This is a genomic window from Bacillus sp. ES1-5, assembly GCF_022487605.1.
Classification (GTDB): domain Bacteria; phylum Bacillota; class Bacilli; order Bacillales; family Bacillaceae_G; genus Bacillus_A; species Bacillus_A wiedmannii.
On the sequence record NZ_JAKVPU010000001.1, the window covers coordinates 642,921 to 660,373 of the forward strand.

Sequence of the window (17,453 nt, forward strand, 5' to 3'; positions counted from 1 at the left end):
AGGTCACTTTCTAAACTGAATTTAATTAAGAAAGTATATTGACCTGGAGCATTCAATATTTTCCTAATTCACAGATTATAAATTTTAGAATTCTTCTTATGCAAACTATTTTCACTTCTATTTTTCCTAATAATGCTGCCCCTTGAAGCATAGAATGTAAAAAGTGAATTTTTCATACCTCGTATAAATAATATACCTTTTTTTCAAATGGTCAATATTTTCTTATTTATAAATCAAAGGTGAAATAAAAATAGCACAACGATATGTACTTCGTGTGAACTTCCTTATCATTACGTATAACGAACATTTAATATATTGCATATAAGTATAATACCTCTTTAATTATAAGGATTTCAACACTATAACCTCAACATCTACAAGAAATTATTAAAAATGAAAAGTGAGGAGTTGCATAATGATGAAGCTATCTCCCGTGAGTTCCAAAAATATTGTTGCTGTTGGCTATAATCCTTTTTCTATGATTTTACGCATTCAATTAAGGAATGGAATGTATGATTTCTTTAACGTGCCTGAAAACATTTACACCGGTTTATTAAGCGCACACTCTAAAACTAATTATCACAATACTTATATTAAAAATTCTTACCGCTATACTAAAATTTAAACTTAAACAGAATGAAAAAAAGAAAGGAGGTAGTCCCCCTTTCTTTTTACAATCATTTCACGACTTAACTATCTTCTATTCCTCTTATTCATTTCATCATATGCTTGAATTTGTTTTTTTAATCTCCGGTCTGCTTTTTTATCATGTACAACTAATATCGCATGTATAACCCCTGGAACCCAAAATATTAATGTTAATAGGAAGTTAATTATTGCTTGAAATGGTTTTCCGCAAAATAATACGGCTACTGGTGGTAGTAGAATTGCCAATAAATACATCATCTCTTGAAAACTCCTCGTTTTGTATTTTTTATCTCTCTTCTTTTCATACGCTCACAAGACCAATTATTTTTATATTTCATACATTCCAATTAAGCATGAAAAACTTTTCTACTCTTATATATTCTATTCAAATGCCTAAAGATCTACTACTTCAATCTTACCACATATGTAAAATTGAAATTCCCCTTCCTGTATCAAATGTGTATTTTCATATTTTTATTTCTTCTAATCTTTCTTCTTTCTCTATTATAGTTAATCCAATCGCAGAAATAATAGTTCCTATTGCTTGTATCCAAATACCAATGAGTGCTATTATCTTCTCATTCTTCTTATCAACCATACTGTCTTCATTTTCTATTTCGTTCTTCGATACATTAATAATACCTTGATACGCTTGAAGTCCAGCACCTAAACTTTGCAAAGAATTACCTAGTATTATAATTCTCTGTATTGCTTTCATCTGAAGCAAAGCTGCTTCTACTCCTAAAAAAGCACCAATCGATTGTAAACTGTTCCCGACAATTATGAGATAATCATTCTCTTTCAATTGTTTATTTATATTAAAATATGTTCCTATTACATTTGACATATTCCCTAATGCTAATAATTCAATGCCCATTTTATCGAGCATTTCACTTTTATTCTCCAAACACATATTTTGATTTTCTCTTTCAACTTCATCTCCTGTATCATCACTCGCTATTATTTGTAATATATAACCGAGGGCTTGTAATGAGCTTCCTACAATTACAAGATCTGATTCAACTTTCTCTTCTCCAATAAATCCTCTTGTCGTCCCAATTGCCGCCGTAAGATTTCCTCCTACTTGAAACCATGCTCCCGTCACTTTTAAACCGCTTGGATTCATTCTTATCACCTATTTAGAAATTTTCTACCGCTTTCGAAATACATAAATGGCATCCTCTTTCTCATATTTATTTTCTATATGTAATTTTGTGCATTCAATAATATGTTAAAAATACAAAAAAGCACCTTTAAGGTACTTTTTTAGACAAAGTGTGTATCACTGAAAATATGCTAATTAAAAGATACGTATACAATTCAAAATATATTTATATACATTCTGGGCATGTCAATGAAGCTCCATTTTTATCTATTGTTATATTTAATATATATTTAATCGCATTACGTGACCACATTTCAGGTGTGGGTGATTCATTTACATACTGTGGTGCACATGAATACAGCATTGGAGTGCTAATGCTGCCGCCTGGATCTAAAGCGACAACAGCCATGCCATAGGGCAATTCAAGTGCCATAGATTTCGTGATACCTTCAATTGCAAACTTTGAGGCACAATATGGCGCCAGCTCAGCTTCTCCCTCTCGGCCCCAACTAGAACTCATATTAATAATCATTCCTTCTTTCCTAGCTACCATCGCTGGGACAAATGCCCTAATTACATTTACTACACCATTTACGTTTACACTCATTACATTTTCGAATTCTTGAGCTGTTACTTTCCACAGTGGCGCATTTTTATTAACAATCGATGCATTATTTATTAACAAATCAGGTGCTCTATACCTATGAAGTATATAATTCGCCCAATTACTTACTTGCTGGGAGTCTGAAACATCAATTATTTGAAAATCATGTATATTACCGTAATATTTTTTCAATTCTTCAATTTTATCTTTTGAACGTCCACAGCCATATATATTCCATCCCAATTCATGAAATCGATCAACCATTGCACGACCTAATCCTTGCGTCACTCCTGTAATCATTACAATTTTTCCAGTTTCGTTTCGCTGCATGTACCTCTCCTCCTTAATAAAATGTTACACTCTCCCTTTTCATTCAGCCATTTACTAAAGTATCAACTCATTTCATACTTTAGTAGGAGTTTTTATGTAAGCAAAAAGAGTAACCATAACAGTTACTCTTTCTTATATATCAAAAAAATCATTATTTATTTCGTTATTGCTTTTATATTTCAGCTTCTCCTTCCCGCACTTCTCACATCGATACATATAAGCTACACCTAACTTACCATTTTTAAAATCTTCATTATCCTGCATCTTAATAAAACTATATTTATGTTTACAACGGGATTCATCCCCCAAAATTTCAAACCATTTTTTCAACATAGAACAGTTCACCTCTATGAATGAATCTTCATCTATTCTTATTACATACTTTTATTTAAATTCTCAATCTCATTTTGCAACTTTTTGAATTGTTCAAAATGCATAGTGATAGATTGACTGTTACCATAATCAACACTATGCTTCACAAATAAAACACCAGTGTCATGAAAAATTGCTTCCAATTCTTTTCTGATGGTTACTTTCATTATATGTGCTGTTTTAATAGCCGATAAAATTGCAATTTCATTAAACTTTAATCTTATTTCATTTGGACAAAATGCTTCTTCAACCAAAATAACTTCATTTCTATAAATAAGTGCAACAAGATTACTTGATTTTGCATCTGTTAAATCTACTTTTTTTATAACATTATTCATTACATTTTGCCTCCTTCTATTTCGTATATATTAATTATACAATTGTTATTATTAATTACTCAACCTTACATTAATTTTAGCATACTTTTATTGCGGGATTAAACTACACTTCAAACCTTTTACTATTCCACAATTTTTGTTACATGAACCATTTGGACTATAAGACCATATAGTAGTGTTAACAAATGATTGTAAAGCGGGTGAAAACTATGCCCTCAGTTGTAGGGAATTTAGTTGTACAAAATAGTAACGGTTCATTTAACTTAGGTGATTTCTACAACGTTTCTCCGAAAGAAAATACGAAGGCTTATAATGGATCTGGCGCTTCAAACGTTGGTTTTGTTGTTAATACTTTTAATGGCGTGAGCGCGACTAATACGTTTGATTCTGACCTTGCAGATCAAAACCAAGTGGGTACAGCCTAATCCTATTTTTTCATCGTTCTGTTTAGGAATTTTAAATTTGTCTATACTATAATCAGGCTGTTACACAGCTATTATTGATTTTTGGAGTACCCTATCTTTCTCTCCCTTTCCCTGGGGCTCAGCAGCTAGTATGAAGCTAGCTGCTTTTTCGTTTCATTATTTATATCCCTCATCTAACATAACGTAAAGGAAGCTAAAATTGAAATTTCAGCTTCCTTTACGTTATTTCAATAATATCAGAAGTATTAAATACGTAAGTTTTATAAAATGCGTCAGTACATATTACACTGTGCTTTAGCGGGTTTATATGCACAACTGTCATATAACTTGTAAGGATGTATCCATCTTCAAAATATGTAACCAATATTTCTTTCTCAGACAATAATGACGTTAATAATTTATCAGAAATTCTCTCTTTTGCTTCGTTTGTTAAGAGCGGTTTTTGTACTTTAAACTTTTCTACAACAACCTTTCGCATACTTAACAACTGTTCCGACATTACTGTAAATGGAACCCATACTCTTTCTATTTTCTGCACCTTTACATCATTCATTTCTTTATCTCCTTGATCATTTATCCATTCAATTTCACACATAATGTTACTCCATTATTCTTTCATAATTGCTAGGCTCATATTTACCCCGCATTAACAGGTAATGAAGCTCCTACCTCAAAATCCGCTATATGCGAGGAGGTAAGACGAAAATCAACTGCCCGTAAACGCTTAATTGGTGAAAGCTAATAAATAACGGACGATGAACACCCTGCTTATTAAAGTTTCACTTTATTTCTTATTCGTATACTATCTGCACATACGAGAACATTCGTTCTAATTATACACGAACCTACGTTCTTTTGGAATGATTTAAATTATATTTTTATCCATCATTTATTTTTTCTTCATCAAGTGAGCTTTTCACTTCTTATATAATAGGCCGTCCACATATTAACAGAAAAAAGCGACTTCATACAAAGTGAAGTCGCTTTTTTCTAATAACGTATATTTCTATATTTACTTTTCTATCCTGACAAGCGTTCTTTCCGGGATACAAATCTCATCTATATTAAAATGATTTATTTTTAATTTTAATTCTCCCACTCGTTCCTGATCTTCATCACCAACCCAACAACTGAATAATTCAAAATAGTCCCCCTCATTTAAATAACCTTCCATAATCGAGCATAAAGCTAATAGCTTTTTTTTAGCTTCTTTCTTCTCCTTTTCACTTTGCCACTCAACAAGTTCAATGCCCCAGCTCGTTGAAACTTCATACGTGTAACTTGTTTGAAATTGAAACTCTTGTACAATTTCAAGCATTCTTTCATCTGAAAAGCACGATCCAAAAACAATTACATCATTAGAATCTGGATCCGTTAACGGAATTTCTACATTGCACCCTATATAACTTGCTAAACTCATTTTTACTCCTCCAATATTCGTATAAAAAATACTTTATATGAATATTTATCTACTCGAATATAAAATCCCTGCCTAAACTAAAAAGTTTTAATTTTTCAAGTTTATTAACCAACTATAAATGAAAGCATATATTATAAAGAACGAACTCACAAAATTTAAGGAATTTATAACGAACCACAATTCATTCCTTATGAATTTCTATGAAAAGAGAGCAATTTAAACACTCTCTTTTCGTACATAATGTATAAAACTATTTATAAATAATTGTCCCTTATTATTACATATATTTTGGTTGTACTATTATATGTAACTCCCTCTCTGTTACTGCTTTTTTGGGGTTACGAAAATACTCTAATTCGTATTTTAATACTTCATACTCAACCATCCCAATCTTGATCCCTTTCGTTTCTTTTAAAATAGCTAATAAGTTGCTTATATCTTCATCATACGATTCAAAAACCTTTCCTCCACCTTCTCTTTGAAAAATTACTTTCATATTTTCTCCTCCTACGTAATATATTTATCTATTAAATAATTTCTTTAAAAGCATTCTTTCTTTACCCTGAAAATTTCATACTAAAAAGAACATTCTTTTCTAGTAGAATGTTCTGCTTTCCATTTCATTTAGCATCAATATTTTTTCAATAATATTGTATGTTTCATTCTGCAAATTATGTTTATCCACTTCAATAAAGTAAAATTTAAATCAATTAAGGTTTTATTCATTCTCGACTAATAATTTGCCTACACCAATCAGATTACCTGCAAATAGTGGGAGGAATTTAATAAATTCACTTTATATTTAATGAAATTAAGCAAACGAAACATTATTATATCAACATTCTATGAAGCATTGATCATTCCAATTTAAAACAATTACATAAATTCCCATTGTAATTCTTAATATTTAAATGTAATATTATATTGTCTTACTATCTATTTATAACACACACACTAACTAGAAAAAGGAACCTATATCGGTTCCTTTTTCTAATTACAATCATTATTTCTTTTCTAGAAATTCAAATGTATTTTTAAATTCTTTATCATTCACTTTAATATCAGCATCTTTCAATAAATCATTAACTACTTGCTGTTTCCATTTACCTGTCGTATCTTGTAGTCTTTGCTGTTCTAAATCTTTACGAATTTGATCTTTTACTTCATCAAATGGCTTCAATTCTTTTTTATCTGTCACTTTAATAATATGGTACCCGTAAGTTGTTTTTACCGGCTCACTTACTTGTCCTGCATCTAATTTATATGCAGCTTCCTCAAATTCTTTCACCGTTTGCCCTGGAGCAAAACCAGTTATTTCTCCGCCTTGTTCTTTTGAACCAGTATCCTCTGAATATTGCTTCGCTAAAGCTGCAAAATCTTCACCATTATTTACTTTCTCTTTCACTTCTTTAGCAGTCTTTTCATCTTTCACTAAAATGTGACTTACCTTCATTTCTGGTTTATAGTTATCTTTTACATCTTTTTCTGTGACAGTCGCTTTAATCGCTTTCTCAAATGCAATTTCTGGCTTCATTTTTTCTTTTAATTCAGCTTCATTCTTCAAGCCAACTTGCTCTAAAGTTGATTTGAAGTTGTCACCCATCTTATCTTTTGCTTCTTCTACTTGTTTTTTTGCTTCCTCATCTGAAACTTTATATTTATCTAACAACGCCTTACTTAACACCATTTGGTATAAAGTACTTTCCCCATATTTTTGTCTTAATTCTTTACTTAACTCTTTCTCTGTAACATTTCCTACTTTTGATGTTACTACATTGTCTGAGGAACCACATGCCGATAATGCCAGTACTACGCATGAAATAATTGTTCCTAAAAATAGCTTTTTCTTTTTCAATTCAAAATACCTCACTTTTATTATTATATAAGAATAACTATACAATGTACTTGTGTTAACAATGTGTTTTCCACATGTAATTCATTTCATTTGAATACACTCTGTATCTTGTTCTTTTTTGTTCAAATATTAAAGGTCATCTTACTATGTATCAGTAAAATGACCCATTACGTATTCCTATAGATTCTTAATAGTTACATGTTCTTCCAGTATCCAATTATTTTGCCCGATATCTACCGCATCTTTGGCTCTGCCCCACACACGAAAAGATTTTGATCCATCAATATTTCCTTTATAATTTATACATTCAGGCTCTGCATAATAATTTACTCCATACCCAACAGGATATTTTGAAACTGCATAAAACCATTTCACATCAAAATGTTTTACATATACCCACTGTTTATCATTGCCTAAGCAAATCATATCTTTATCTGCGTCTTCCCAATAACCATGTAAGACTAAATATGGATTTTTTTGAGTGATTGTACCTGTAAACTGAGGATTCGCAGGATTTTCATATACGTTTATGCCATATCCATCAGGATATTTTGAAACTGCAATACCAATACCATTTGATTGCTGTGTATTCTCTTTGTTAAATTGAATAGGTTGATTTACTTGATCCAAACCTATAAACCAAGAAAGCGACTTATTTCCTATTAATTGATTTAAATCACATTTCCCAATACCAGGAACATTTCCCGCATCAGTATATTGCCAAATATCACATGGATATGCTGGCTTATTTCCTCCATAACGAGGAATCCATACAAAATCAACTTCAATATTACGTGCTCCAAATGATACATACGTGTGATGCCCTACGTATAGCCCTACTTTTTTCGCACCTAAACGGCGTAATTCATCTATAAACGCTTGTGTCCCCCCTTGCATATCCATCATCGTTTGAATTTCTACGTCCACCACCCAAAACTTAGCAGATTTATCGCCACGACTCCAAAAATCTTGTGCCTCTTTCCTTGCATCAGCAATAGATATAAAGCGACAAAATGCATAATTACCAAATGGAATACTGCGCTTCTTCATTTCATTCACATAATTTTGATACATAAAATCTACCGTATTCGAGCCATCTTGAACTCTAGCAATAACTAAATCTAGCTGAGATGCTGCAATATCCCAATAAATAGTTCCATTCCATTTTGAAATATCGATAATATACCCCAATACCACTCATCTCCCTTTTATTACCATATTCAAAGCTTGTCTTATTGAAAGCCCCTTATGCCTAATACTAGCTTTCTATAATATAAATAAGGAGAATCTATATTATTTTTCAAAACATATAATCTTTTAATTAGACTTCCACTAATTTTATTTATATTTCATAGCGTTCATTCACAAATTCGAAATGTGCACTATCATCCATTAGTAAATAATATCAGTTAATTAACCTTTCATTAGCGCTATTATTAGAAACGTTTTCAACATTACTACTTCTTTAGGCTAATAAACATATGTATGACAGCTAACTTTCTGTATTTTTTACGGTAACTCTATATTAACGAAAATGATTTATCTTTCATTTCTTATATATTTTCACATGAAACATACTATCTTTATACGATATATATTTATCAGTAGAAATTTCAGTCACCATCCGCAATTAGTTAGACAATGTAACGTTAATGCATACAAAAAGACATTTTCTATTAAAGAAAATGTCTACTTACAATCTAGTAAAACAGTTTTGGTGTTAAATCTGTATTTTGTAATTGTGCACTCTCACCGCTCGGAACACAGCTTGTGGAGAATAAAATTGGGATATCACAAACGTCATCGTTCATTACATCATGAAATACATTTGCAGCAACACCAGTAAATGTTTGACATAAATTTGAAATATCATCATTAAAAAATTGAATCACTTGCGCAGCAAAAACCGGAAAGACAACATTTGATCCACCAGGAAGCTGCGGCTGTACAACAACTTGTTCAAAATAAGGATTATTTTCTAACGCCACTTGAAATAAATGAGCAATTTCAAATGCATCTAGTGGACATGGAAGTGGATTTACAATGTCATTTTCATTATTAGTTACAATAACTGTTACACTTACATTCCCAAATTCTACAAAAGATTTTAGAAGCGTTGCTAACGCTATCGCTTTTTCATTACTTAGCGCGTGCACTAAAATAATATAATTCCCGCCAACTGGAATTAGCGGACCAACTGAAATAGTTGGATCAGCACCAATTGAATTTTTCAACTCATTGAAATATGTGATCCACGGTGGTGAAAGCTGAGCTTGTACATTTTCTTGCACTCTTTCATTACCTCCTAATACAATTCTTACTATTATAATATGTATCAAGGAAAAAAGTGTATTAGATAAATTACTTATTTTTTACTTTTACCTATTATATCGATTAAACATTTTATAAAACATTTTTCCACATTCTTACCACGCCATAAAATTCTATATCATTATCAACTCAACTAAAATTTCATATTATATTAATACGCCTTTATAATCTGAACGAAAAAGCGCAGTATACGATACTGCATATGAGGAGCTGATTTCATGGAAAAAAAGCCTATCGTGTTCAAAGTTCCACCAAATTCAAAACTAAAAGTTACATTTTTCGGTCCTTGTAACGAGGTAATTACAAATGTTTCTATAATTAATCAACTTTCCACACCTAAGTGCCAAGCTATTACGCAATATCCAAACTATAAGAAATACGAAACTGAAGTGCGATCTTTATCAAATTGCTAATCCATTCAATCTACAATTCGGTTAGCTAAACGACTTCGGTAAAAGACTAAAATTACTCATTTCATGATATTCCTTTGATAATCTATTGATTTTTCACACGTTTTTATTAACCGAGCATATATTATCGTATGGAGATTATCCACTCATAAAACCTATCTTTCTTTAGAGCGTACTTTTTATGTATGCTCTTTTTTTATTTATCTCTCATTCTGTACACATAAACCTGTTTACTTTTATATTTCATGAGTGGTAAACCCACCTGCTACTTATAAACAATTTAATCAATGTGTAATCAACAATACTCCTTTATTTATTATACATTCACTATAACCCTTGCATTTTAATATCTTGATAAAAGAGTGAAATGTATGACTGCTGTACATATTAGGTGGTCTAAACTTTATAATTTATCTGAAATCAATCATTATGAAGAAGCTTTTTCAAAAGGTATATATGCAATTTATAGAGTGTATCGTGGGACGGAAAAATTACTATATATCAGAAAAACAAAAAGAAGTTTTTCGAAACAATTAAATGAGCATTACAAAGATTGGATTCATGGAGCAAGAGATATCCATGTGAGACTAGGGATTTTAGAATTTCCTAATGGAGGTAAATATTCTGAGCAAAAATTATCAGATGTAGAAGCACTTTTAATTTCTTGGCATACTCCAATAGAAAACACCCAATGTACGAATTACTATATAGGAAGAGAAAACTTAGAAGTTATCAGCTTTAGACAAAGAGGATTAATTGATAAAAAAATAACTACTCAGAACTATGAATGGGCGTGAACTCAGATCATAAATTAGTTTAATAGAGTTTGACACTCCCCTATAAAGTCCGCTATGGTTTTTAACAGATAACAAGACAATATAAAGACTTATTCTTCGCCATTGAGAAAAAAGCTTGATAGCCATGTCATGCTCTTTTTCGTTTTAACTGACCTCTGTTAAATTAGTGTATTCATCTAATATATTCCCCTTCTAAATTGACCAAATATGTATTAAAATTCTTTATATACCCAAGGAGGTCAAATATGTTCAAGTTGCATCCCATACTACTCATCTTAGGATTTATTTTATTTTTATATAGTGTAATCACCTTAATGTTTTTCCTTTCCATACAATAGCAATACCTACACAAACCTATGTTAAATATGTAATTTCTATATAGTAAAGAAAAAGCCCGTAATTATACGACCTTTTATGTATTAGTAAATTTAGATGTCTTTTCTATTCCATAAGACGACTAGCAAATGTAATGCCTAAAAACTTTCACAACCATGTTACTTGTTTCGTTGTACTCTTTTTATTACCTGTAGAATATCTAATCCTCATAATAAGCTAGCGCTTTCAACCTTACATACATCCTAGCATGTGAAATTCTCCTGAAACAAACTACATTTAGCCTATTTACTTATATATTTTAGAAAAACAATATTAATCCCCCACCATTTGGTGCAGGGGATTAACTAAACCTACTGAAAAGTATTTTATTCTATTCGTTATTTAATTGGAGAAGGAAATCTTGCAGCTTCAAAATGAACCGTATTCAAACCATTAACATTTTGAACAATTACTCCAGCAACACTACTCTCAGCAAAAATTTCAACTGAATCTCCTGCTTCTAATTGTAGAATAGCCGTTACTGAAACATCATTATTAAAAAACACCCCGGTCCCAAAGAAATCATTATCTATTGCTATTGCTGGATTTCCATTCACACGAATTTCAACTCTAGCTCTGTAATTTACATTAAAATCATTTGGAGAGAATGTTATATTTCCTAATACACTATATACACCTTTCGTCTTCGGACTAAAAATAGATGTTGCTGGGTTATATTCATTTGCTAGATCAAACTGTTCATTTTGAAATAATACTTTAACTGAAGTATTTTCAGGAACAGGTTGATTCATTGTATTAACAGCTCTAAATGCAGACGCTCTTACAAGCTTTTCTTTTTTATCATCACAACAATTCACTTTTACATACTTTCTATCACATAGACTATTTTTTCTGAAGCAATCATGACTTTTCTCTTTGTAATCTTTACAATACTTGCAGTAATAATAAGACGTAGTAAGTCCCCCTTTAAATTTATTATTACATACTATGCAATATAGATTAGAATAGCTTGGACAAACTGTTACTATTTTCAATAGAATAAAATATCCCCACCATTTTGGTGAGGATTATTCTTTCTCTTTTGTTTACTCGACTTTATTTAATTGGAGAAGGGAATCTTGCAGCTTCAAAATGTGAGCCGTCTTCCGAAGGACTTAAAACTCCGTCTATGCTACTTTGTGCATAAACCTCAACTTGATCTCCTTCATTCAATTGAATAATCGTCGAAACACTTACTACATTTCCAAAACCTATTGGACCGAAAAAGTCATTATCTATAGCTATTGCTGCGTTTCCATTTACACGAATTTCTACACGAGCTCTATAATTTAAGCTAGGATCGTTTGGAAAGAAACCAATCGTTCCAATAATAGAGTAAACTCCTCTAGTCTTCGGAATAAAAATAGACGTTACTGGATTATACTCATTTGCTAAATCAAATTGTTCATTTTGGAACAATACCTTTACAAAAGTATTGGCAGGAACCGTTTGATTCACCGTATTTCTAGCTCTAAATGCAGATGCCCTAACAAGCTTTTCCTCGTTGTCATTACACTTACTCGTGTACTTACAACAATCATGCTGTTTCTTTTTATACTCTTTACAATACTTACAGTAGTAATAGCAAGACATACTAGTTCCCCTTTCATGCTTATTACTACATATTATGTAAGGAGGATTCGCAATGCTTGGACGAGCTATTGTTTTAGCACTATACTTATCGCCTATTTATATACACGTAAGCGTAAAACATATCAATAAAACCACAACCTAGATGTATAGTGCACTCTATTCAAATTTAATAGATTCTTCTATTATTTATTTTACTTTCTATACATAAAAAAGAGCGAATCTACATTCGCTCTTTCCCACACATTTATGGCCCAAAGCTTATCATCCAACCTAACATAAATCCAAATACAGCAAACAGCAGCATAAAAACAAATAAACTACATGCCCACAATGCATATTTTCGACTTTTGCTTTTTGTGATCATCCCTACGACTGAGCACACCACTCCAATACCAACTATTTGCAGAAAACCTTTACCTATAAATGTTTCTTGAATAAGCAATATAATGTTCAAATACAATAACGCTAGAAAGGCAATAATTAATGAAATAGTCCCCATCCATGTTTCCTGTTTATAAATATGATTCTTTCTTTTTTTTAAGAATGCCAATTCCATAACCTCGCTTCACCTACTTTCAATTTTCTAACTTTTTCGTGGCTCATCAATTTTTCAACTTCTACTTTAGGCCCAGTTACAACTGCCCCGTATGTTTTTACCCCATTTTTTTCAAGGAAAGAAATACGCTTTGACAACTCTAATACTTTCGCTCTAGATAGCTTCACTGCTAAACTTTCATGCTTCTGTAATGACTTTAAAACATCAATAAATTGTTCCTCATGAGGTGAATCACTCTCAAAAGCACCACTTGGCCTTGAAATCATATCTGCTGGGAAGCCAATCGGGGCTACATACATACCCTCATCATTCATTTGCTTCTCCTCTAATCCTGTATTAACGGCATACCAAACGATATCAATAGTAGGAAACATATCCGTTACCTCTTGTACACTTAATAATTCTCTAAAAGATACAAATGCTTCTACAACAGATTCTTGCGGAAGACCCTTTAATACCTGCGCTTCTTCGCTACTATTATAGGACGCATTATAATTATTAGGATGAGACAATACTTCGTTATCTATATACGGGATTTCTGGAATTTTCTCATCTGTTGTATATTCATGGCTTACTTTCGTTGCTCTACTAAATACATAATCTGTTTTCTCTTCTCCTATTCGAATATCTTTCTTTCCTACTCTTTTATACAAATCAAAATGCAATTGCAAACTAAGCGGTAACAACGTTTGCTCCATGTCCCTATCTTTCAAAAATACATTTGGTTCTGTTACACTTAACGTTTGATTTACTACATTCCGTATCTCCATCGCGTTTGTAGGTGCCAATGTATAATATAAGAGTGTAGATATATATAAAGTAGGTTGAATGAGTAATAAAAAAGTAAATACAATCAAAATATTCGTAATACGTGCTCTTTTTTTACCTATTTTCAACACTTGCTCCTGTTTTCCATCTGGAAGTGAATCCGGTCTTTCATGAAGAGCTTCTTGTAACAATTCTTTATAATCATCTTGTTCAGGATGCGGTTTATCATTTGTCATTTTGACTCTTTTCCTCCTTTAACAATTCTTTTAATCTCTTTCTCCCGCGAAATATGTGACTTTTATACGTATTTACCTTTAACTCTAGTACAGAAGCACCCTCTTCGTACGTTAATTGATGTACGTCACATAATAAAATAGCTTGTGCCTCTATCACTGGTAAAGTATGAATACTCTGAATTAACTTTTCATAACTATTTTTTGCGACTACATACTCTTCTGTAGATTCACCTGCTTGTATTGTCTCTAATTCCTCCGTTCCTACAAAGGTTACTTTTTTCTCTTTCCTAACGAAATCAATAAACGTATGATATGCCACTTTAAATAGCCATGATTTTACCTTTTGGTTTTCATAGTCTTCTAAATAAAGATACGCCCGATAAAAAGTCTCCTGCATCAAGTCCTCCGCTACGTGATGGCTACGAGAAAGGGAAAATAAATACCGGTACACATCGTTTATATAAACCTTATATATTTCTTCAATCTCCATCCCCCTCCTCCTTTCATATATAACACGAATAAGCAAATTAAAAAGTTGCATTATTTTTCCTTTATTTCTTTTTTTTAATAAAAAACATTTATACATTTCAATAACTATTTACAATTATAAACAAATATGTGATGTTCTAGCTGTAAATATCTTTCAAAAACAGTCAAAAAACGATTCAGATGTTCTCCTACTCTTGTAACTTGATAGTCTTAGGACAATCTGCCTGTACAAAATAACCACAGATAGGACTTCGTTTTTACATCTCGACCAGGTTCGCGTAAATAAATACTTATGTATCCTTTCATACGGAGCCACTAACCATCATTTGTCATGATAAAATAATTCTCATTCTTTCTTTAATCGGTATCTTCGCATCAAAAAAACTCCACTTGTAGTATGTAAGGAGATTATCTCATCGGTTATTTACAAATTGTAGGTAAGGACTATTTGACGCTTATATATACACAATTTCATCCCCCTCAGTTGTTTCCCCTATTTGCCGGAAATAAGACTCACACCTCAAAATTCGGCACATGCGAGAAAGTTAGGTGGGAGCCGCGTTGATCGTAACTGCCCGATTGGCGAGGGCTAATAATCAGTTGGATATCCCTCTACTAATCTCTATAAGTTATATACAGTTCCATATGGAATAGTAAGAAAAGAACTTCCATACGGTGTGATTTGATGTACTGGGTAAAAATACTCCATAGATGAATAATACGGCTGGATACCTTGTTGCTGCATTTGCATTTGTTGTTGCATTTGTAACGCTTGTTGAACAGCTTGAACTGTACTTTGTGCTCCGCTAAACGTTATTGATGTACCATACGCTGGTCGCATACCTGCTTGGGTAGTAAAATATGAATAAAACATTATTTTCATCTCACTTCCGTATAAGTAATTACAATTTATGTTATGATTTTTTATTTCAGTGGGTGTGGAGAATTAATCTATTAGCTTTGATTAAGTTTAAAGAATTTTTATTATCTGTTACACTTGCATATTTCATTTACAAGGTTCAGCTACTAATACTAATTTAATTTTTGGTGTGGCATTTCATTACCAAGTTTCTGATAACTATTTTTTAAATTCGACCACTTTCAAAATTTTAGAAATGAATGTTTAAGATTACTAAAAACAGATTACTTATCTATACAACCTTCACAAAATAAAAACACCCTAAACGAATGCTTTATTTTTCACTACTATAATTTCTTAGCAATAATTCAATTGTCCACGAATTTCACCATTAGAATATTGTACTGTATGAACATTAATATAAATGTTTCCAGATATGATTTCATTTACAAGAGTACCTAATGTTTGACCCGCTAACGGCCCAACCAAATCTTCTTGAGTAATCATTCCCGTAAGCGTTGCACACTCTATTGAAACCGGATTTGTTATTGGTCCAAATAAAAAAGCTATTACAGGACCGTTCGTTCCTTTTGCTCCAAGATGCAGATGGGCAGCTGTTACATCCTCTATATTGAATAGATCCAACTTGAATTTTAGGCTAAGTTCATCCCGACTTAATTTAAAGAAAGCCTCTCCTCGAGCGTCTGTTTCTACTGGTGGAACTTCATTTCTACCACGTAACTTTGCAAAAAACATATCTATCACTCCTATGCTTTTATATACATATCCTTTTTATAAGTTGACAAAAAGGCAGCTGTTAGACTATTGAAATTAAATTTATAAATTAATCTATAACGTTTTTTAATTTCATTCATATACTGTAGTAGATTACTAGAAAGGAGGTGTAAGCATGGAAAGTTGTGTTTTGTTCATTAATGGACAACCTCTTTTAGTGGTATCAGTTGCTGGAATCGAAATTGCGAGATTAGAACTTTCACTTCAAGTAGCATTGACTTTAATAGCATTAGGGATTCCAATCTGTGCATAAAAGTTAGGCATTTATTAAAAAGAGGGCTTAAGCTCTCTTTTTTATTTTTATCTTTCCTTCACAACAAAAAAAGACGCCACTAAAATCACGGCATCACGTACAATAACTGCTATTTGTTTAATCATTACTTCACTAGCAACCCTAATTCATGTAGAATTTCTGAGAACGAATAGCCATATGCAAAACCTACAATACGAATCCCTGGAATCCATCTATGTTCTAAATTTTCATTGTATGTTTTCTTATAATACTTTAATTTAGAATCTATACTATATTTGTCGTCAATAATTACTTCATCGCTATGAAATCCATCCATTTCAATCTGAACAGCTACGTACTCTGCCCCCTCAATAAAGGCTTTATTATAACACTTTTCTAATTCTTCTAATGTCATCCCCATTATTAACCTCCTATCCAAATGGGTGTTTTGTTCAATAAAAAAGAGCATCTAGATCAGTAGATGCGAAGATATATAAAAGGTAAGCTCTTTGAGTATTTAATAGATTATAAGCTGGTTGCTTGTCCTACAATATATTATATGATTTTCATATAATAATGGTTCATCAAAAAACAAGGTAAAAATTACTCATTGTCATTTTGGAGAATAGTTACATTTTAATTTTTTAAGCTAGTCTATTGATCGCTCCCTTCCAACTCCTCACTTTCTTCACGTGTTTGTCCAATTAATGAAATTACAGAACCTACGTTTTGTATCCAACTTCCTGCTATTTCTATCAGCTGTCTTCCTTTATTTTTTCATTCGGTTCGCTATTTACTTGAGTGTTTAAATTTTTTCCATTTATATTACTTTTCCTATAAAACAAAGTAGTTTTTGCAAATAGATGATTTCTTCACTAGAACACTTAATAAATTACTCTTTTATGTTTTAAGTTA

24 protein-coding genes and 1 pseudogene are annotated in these 17,453 nt (G+C 31.7%); 5 read left to right on the plus strand and 20 right to left on the minus strand.

The genetic code is table 11. The features are described 5' to 3' along the window. The first annotated feature begins 415 nt into the window (after positions 1-415). Positions 416-625, plus strand: a complete 210-nt coding sequence (locus MKO96_RS03340; RefSeq protein WP_000977084.1) for a KTSC domain-containing protein — start codon at positions 416-418, stop codon at positions 623-625. Positions 626-693: 68 nt separating this feature from the next. On the opposite strand, the gene MKO96_RS03345 is transcribed toward MKO96_RS03340, so the two are convergent. The 5 genes from MKO96_RS03345 to MKO96_RS03365 all read right to left on the minus strand — a co-directional run bounded on the left by MKO96_RS03345 (position 694) and on the right by MKO96_RS03365 (position 3,397). Beyond that, positions 694-906, minus strand: a complete 213-nt coding sequence (locus MKO96_RS03345; protein WP_000990230.1) for a YqaE/Pmp3 family membrane protein — start codon at positions 904-906, stop codon at positions 694-696. Positions 907-1,114: 208 nt separating this feature from the next. Continuing rightward, complete coding sequence (locus MKO96_RS03350) at positions 1,115-1,774, minus strand: DUF6944 family repetitive protein (protein ID WP_240586663.1); 660 nt, start codon at positions 1,772-1,774, stop codon at positions 1,115-1,117. A 205-nt stretch (positions 1,775-1,979) separates the two neighbouring features. Beyond that, positions 1,980-2,687 carry an SDR family oxidoreductase gene (locus MKO96_RS03355; RefSeq protein WP_240586664.1) on the minus strand — a complete coding sequence of 236 codons (708 nt, stop codon included), beginning with the start codon at positions 2,685-2,687 and terminating at the stop codon, positions 1,980-1,982. Between the two features lie 132 nt (positions 2,688-2,819). Next, positions 2,820-3,020 carry a hypothetical protein gene (locus MKO96_RS03360; protein ID WP_098199577.1) on the minus strand — a complete coding sequence of 67 codons (201 nt, stop codon included), beginning with the start codon at positions 3,018-3,020 and terminating at the stop codon, positions 2,820-2,822. A 41-nt stretch (positions 3,021-3,061) separates the two neighbouring features. After that, positions 3,062-3,397 carry a hypothetical protein gene (locus MKO96_RS03365; RefSeq protein ID WP_240586665.1) on the minus strand — a complete coding sequence of 112 codons (336 nt, stop codon included), beginning with the start codon at positions 3,395-3,397 and terminating at the stop codon, positions 3,062-3,064. 209 nt (positions 3,398-3,606) lie between these two features. Between MKO96_RS03365 and gerPF the strand changes: the two genes are divergently transcribed. Next, positions 3,607-3,822 carry a spore germination protein GerPF gene (gerPF, locus tag MKO96_RS03370; protein ID WP_001141565.1) on the plus strand — a complete coding sequence of 72 codons (216 nt, stop codon included), beginning with the start codon at positions 3,607-3,609 and terminating at the stop codon, positions 3,820-3,822. 217 nt (positions 3,823-4,039) lie between these two features. Here the strand turns inward: gerPF and MKO96_RS03375 are convergent, their stop codons facing one another. The 6 genes from MKO96_RS03375 to MKO96_RS03400 all read right to left on the minus strand — a co-directional run bounded on the left by MKO96_RS03375 (position 4,040) and on the right by MKO96_RS03400 (position 9,388). Beyond that, positions 4,040-4,375 (minus strand): YolD-like family protein, encoded by a 336-nt coding sequence (locus MKO96_RS03375; RefSeq protein ID WP_087980816.1) that lies wholly within the window; start codon positions 4,373-4,375, stop codon positions 4,040-4,042. 459 nt (positions 4,376-4,834) lie between these two features. Continuing rightward, positions 4,835-5,242 (minus strand): hypothetical protein, encoded by a 408-nt coding sequence (locus tag MKO96_RS03380; protein ID WP_240586666.1) that lies wholly within the window; start codon positions 5,240-5,242, stop codon positions 4,835-4,837. A gap of 277 nt (positions 5,243-5,519) precedes the next feature. Further along, the gene (locus tag MKO96_RS03385) at positions 5,520-5,738 is read right to left on the minus strand and encodes a hypothetical protein (protein ID WP_087980343.1); all 219 of its coding nucleotides are present in this window, start codon (positions 5,736-5,738) and stop codon (positions 5,520-5,522) included. A gap of 507 nt (positions 5,739-6,245) precedes the next feature. Continuing rightward, on the minus strand, positions 6,246-7,097 hold the full coding sequence (locus tag MKO96_RS03390; protein WP_240586667.1) for a peptidylprolyl isomerase PrsA: 852 nt from the start codon (positions 7,095-7,097) through the stop codon (positions 6,246-6,248). A 177-nt stretch (positions 7,098-7,274) separates the two neighbouring features. Next, positions 7,275-8,288, minus strand: coding sequence for a glycoside hydrolase family 25 protein (locus MKO96_RS03395; RefSeq protein WP_240586668.1), 1,014 nt, complete (start codon positions 8,286-8,288; stop codon positions 7,275-7,277). Positions 8,289-8,797: 509 nt separating this feature from the next. Then, entirely contained in the window at positions 8,798-9,388 is a 591-nt protein-coding gene (locus tag MKO96_RS03400; RefSeq protein WP_087980340.1) for a hypothetical protein, read from the minus strand. A gap of 258 nt (positions 9,389-9,646) precedes the next feature. Between MKO96_RS03400 and MKO96_RS03405 the strand changes: the two genes are divergently transcribed. Together MKO96_RS03405 and MKO96_RS03410 are read left to right on the plus strand one after the other, a co-directional pair. Next, a complete protein-coding gene (locus tag MKO96_RS03405) occupies positions 9,647-9,841 on the plus strand; it encodes a hypothetical protein (protein WP_240586669.1) in 195 nt (64 codons plus the stop codon). Between the two features lie 368 nt (positions 9,842-10,209). Further along, positions 10,210-10,635, plus strand: a complete 426-nt coding sequence (locus MKO96_RS03410) for a GIY-YIG nuclease family protein (protein ID WP_240586670.1) — start codon at positions 10,210-10,212, stop codon at positions 10,633-10,635. A gap of 713 nt (positions 10,636-11,348) precedes the next feature. Here MKO96_RS03410 and MKO96_RS03415 read toward each other — a convergent pair. The 7 genes from MKO96_RS03415 to MKO96_RS03445 form a co-directional block, all read right to left on the minus strand. Beyond that, entirely contained in the window at positions 11,349-11,960 is a 612-nt protein-coding gene (locus MKO96_RS03415; RefSeq protein WP_240587379.1) for a C1q-like domain-containing protein, read from the minus strand. Between the two features lie 106 nt (positions 11,961-12,066). Continuing rightward, complete coding sequence (locus MKO96_RS03420; RefSeq protein WP_240586671.1) at positions 12,067-12,603, minus strand: complement C1q domain-containing protein; 537 nt, start codon at positions 12,601-12,603, stop codon at positions 12,067-12,069. A 244-nt stretch (positions 12,604-12,847) separates the two neighbouring features. Next, a complete protein-coding gene (locus MKO96_RS03425) occupies positions 12,848-13,159 on the minus strand; it encodes a hypothetical protein (RefSeq protein WP_240586672.1) in 312 nt (103 codons plus the stop codon). Continuing rightward, positions 13,141-14,163 (minus strand): anti-sigma factor, encoded by a 1,023-nt coding sequence (locus MKO96_RS03430; RefSeq protein ID WP_240586673.1) that lies wholly within the window; start codon positions 14,161-14,163, stop codon positions 13,141-13,143. The genes MKO96_RS03425 and MKO96_RS03430 overlap by 19 nt, the downstream gene beginning before the upstream one ends. Then, positions 14,153-14,653 (minus strand): sigma-70 family RNA polymerase sigma factor, encoded by a 501-nt coding sequence (locus MKO96_RS03435; protein WP_240586674.1) that lies wholly within the window; start codon positions 14,651-14,653, stop codon positions 14,153-14,155. Before MKO96_RS03435 ends, MKO96_RS03430 begins: the two co-directional genes overlap by 11 nt. A 621-nt stretch (positions 14,654-15,274) precedes the next feature. Beyond that, positions 15,275-15,526: a DUF3947 family protein gene (locus MKO96_RS03440; protein ID WP_098639914.1), complete on the minus strand. Its 252-nt coding sequence runs from the start codon at positions 15,524-15,526 to the stop codon at positions 15,275-15,277. Positions 15,527-15,868: 342 nt separating this feature from the next. Continuing rightward, positions 15,869-16,267, minus strand: coding sequence for a CHRD domain-containing protein (locus MKO96_RS03445; RefSeq protein WP_240586675.1), 399 nt, complete (start codon positions 16,265-16,267; stop codon positions 15,869-15,871). Positions 16,268-16,421: 154 nt separating this feature from the next. On the opposite strand from MKO96_RS03445, the gene MKO96_RS03450 reads away from it, so the two are divergent. Beyond that, positions 16,422-16,559, plus strand: a complete 138-nt coding sequence (locus MKO96_RS03450; RefSeq protein WP_086408676.1) for a DUF3956 family protein — start codon at positions 16,422-16,424, stop codon at positions 16,557-16,559. Between the two features lie 124 nt (positions 16,560-16,683). On the opposite strand, the gene MKO96_RS03455 is transcribed toward MKO96_RS03450, so the two are convergent. Both MKO96_RS03455 and MKO96_RS29565 read right to left on the minus strand, forming a co-directional pair. Further along, the gene (locus MKO96_RS03455) at positions 16,684-16,959 is read right to left on the minus strand and encodes a hypothetical protein (protein ID WP_240586676.1); all 276 of its coding nucleotides are present in this window, start codon (positions 16,957-16,959) and stop codon (positions 16,684-16,686) included. A 233-nt stretch (positions 16,960-17,192) separates the two neighbouring features. Then, positions 17,193-17,365, minus strand: a pseudogene (locus MKO96_RS29565) (DUF6944 family repetitive protein); the annotation flags it as partial. Between the last annotated feature and the right edge of the window lie 88 nt (positions 17,366-17,453).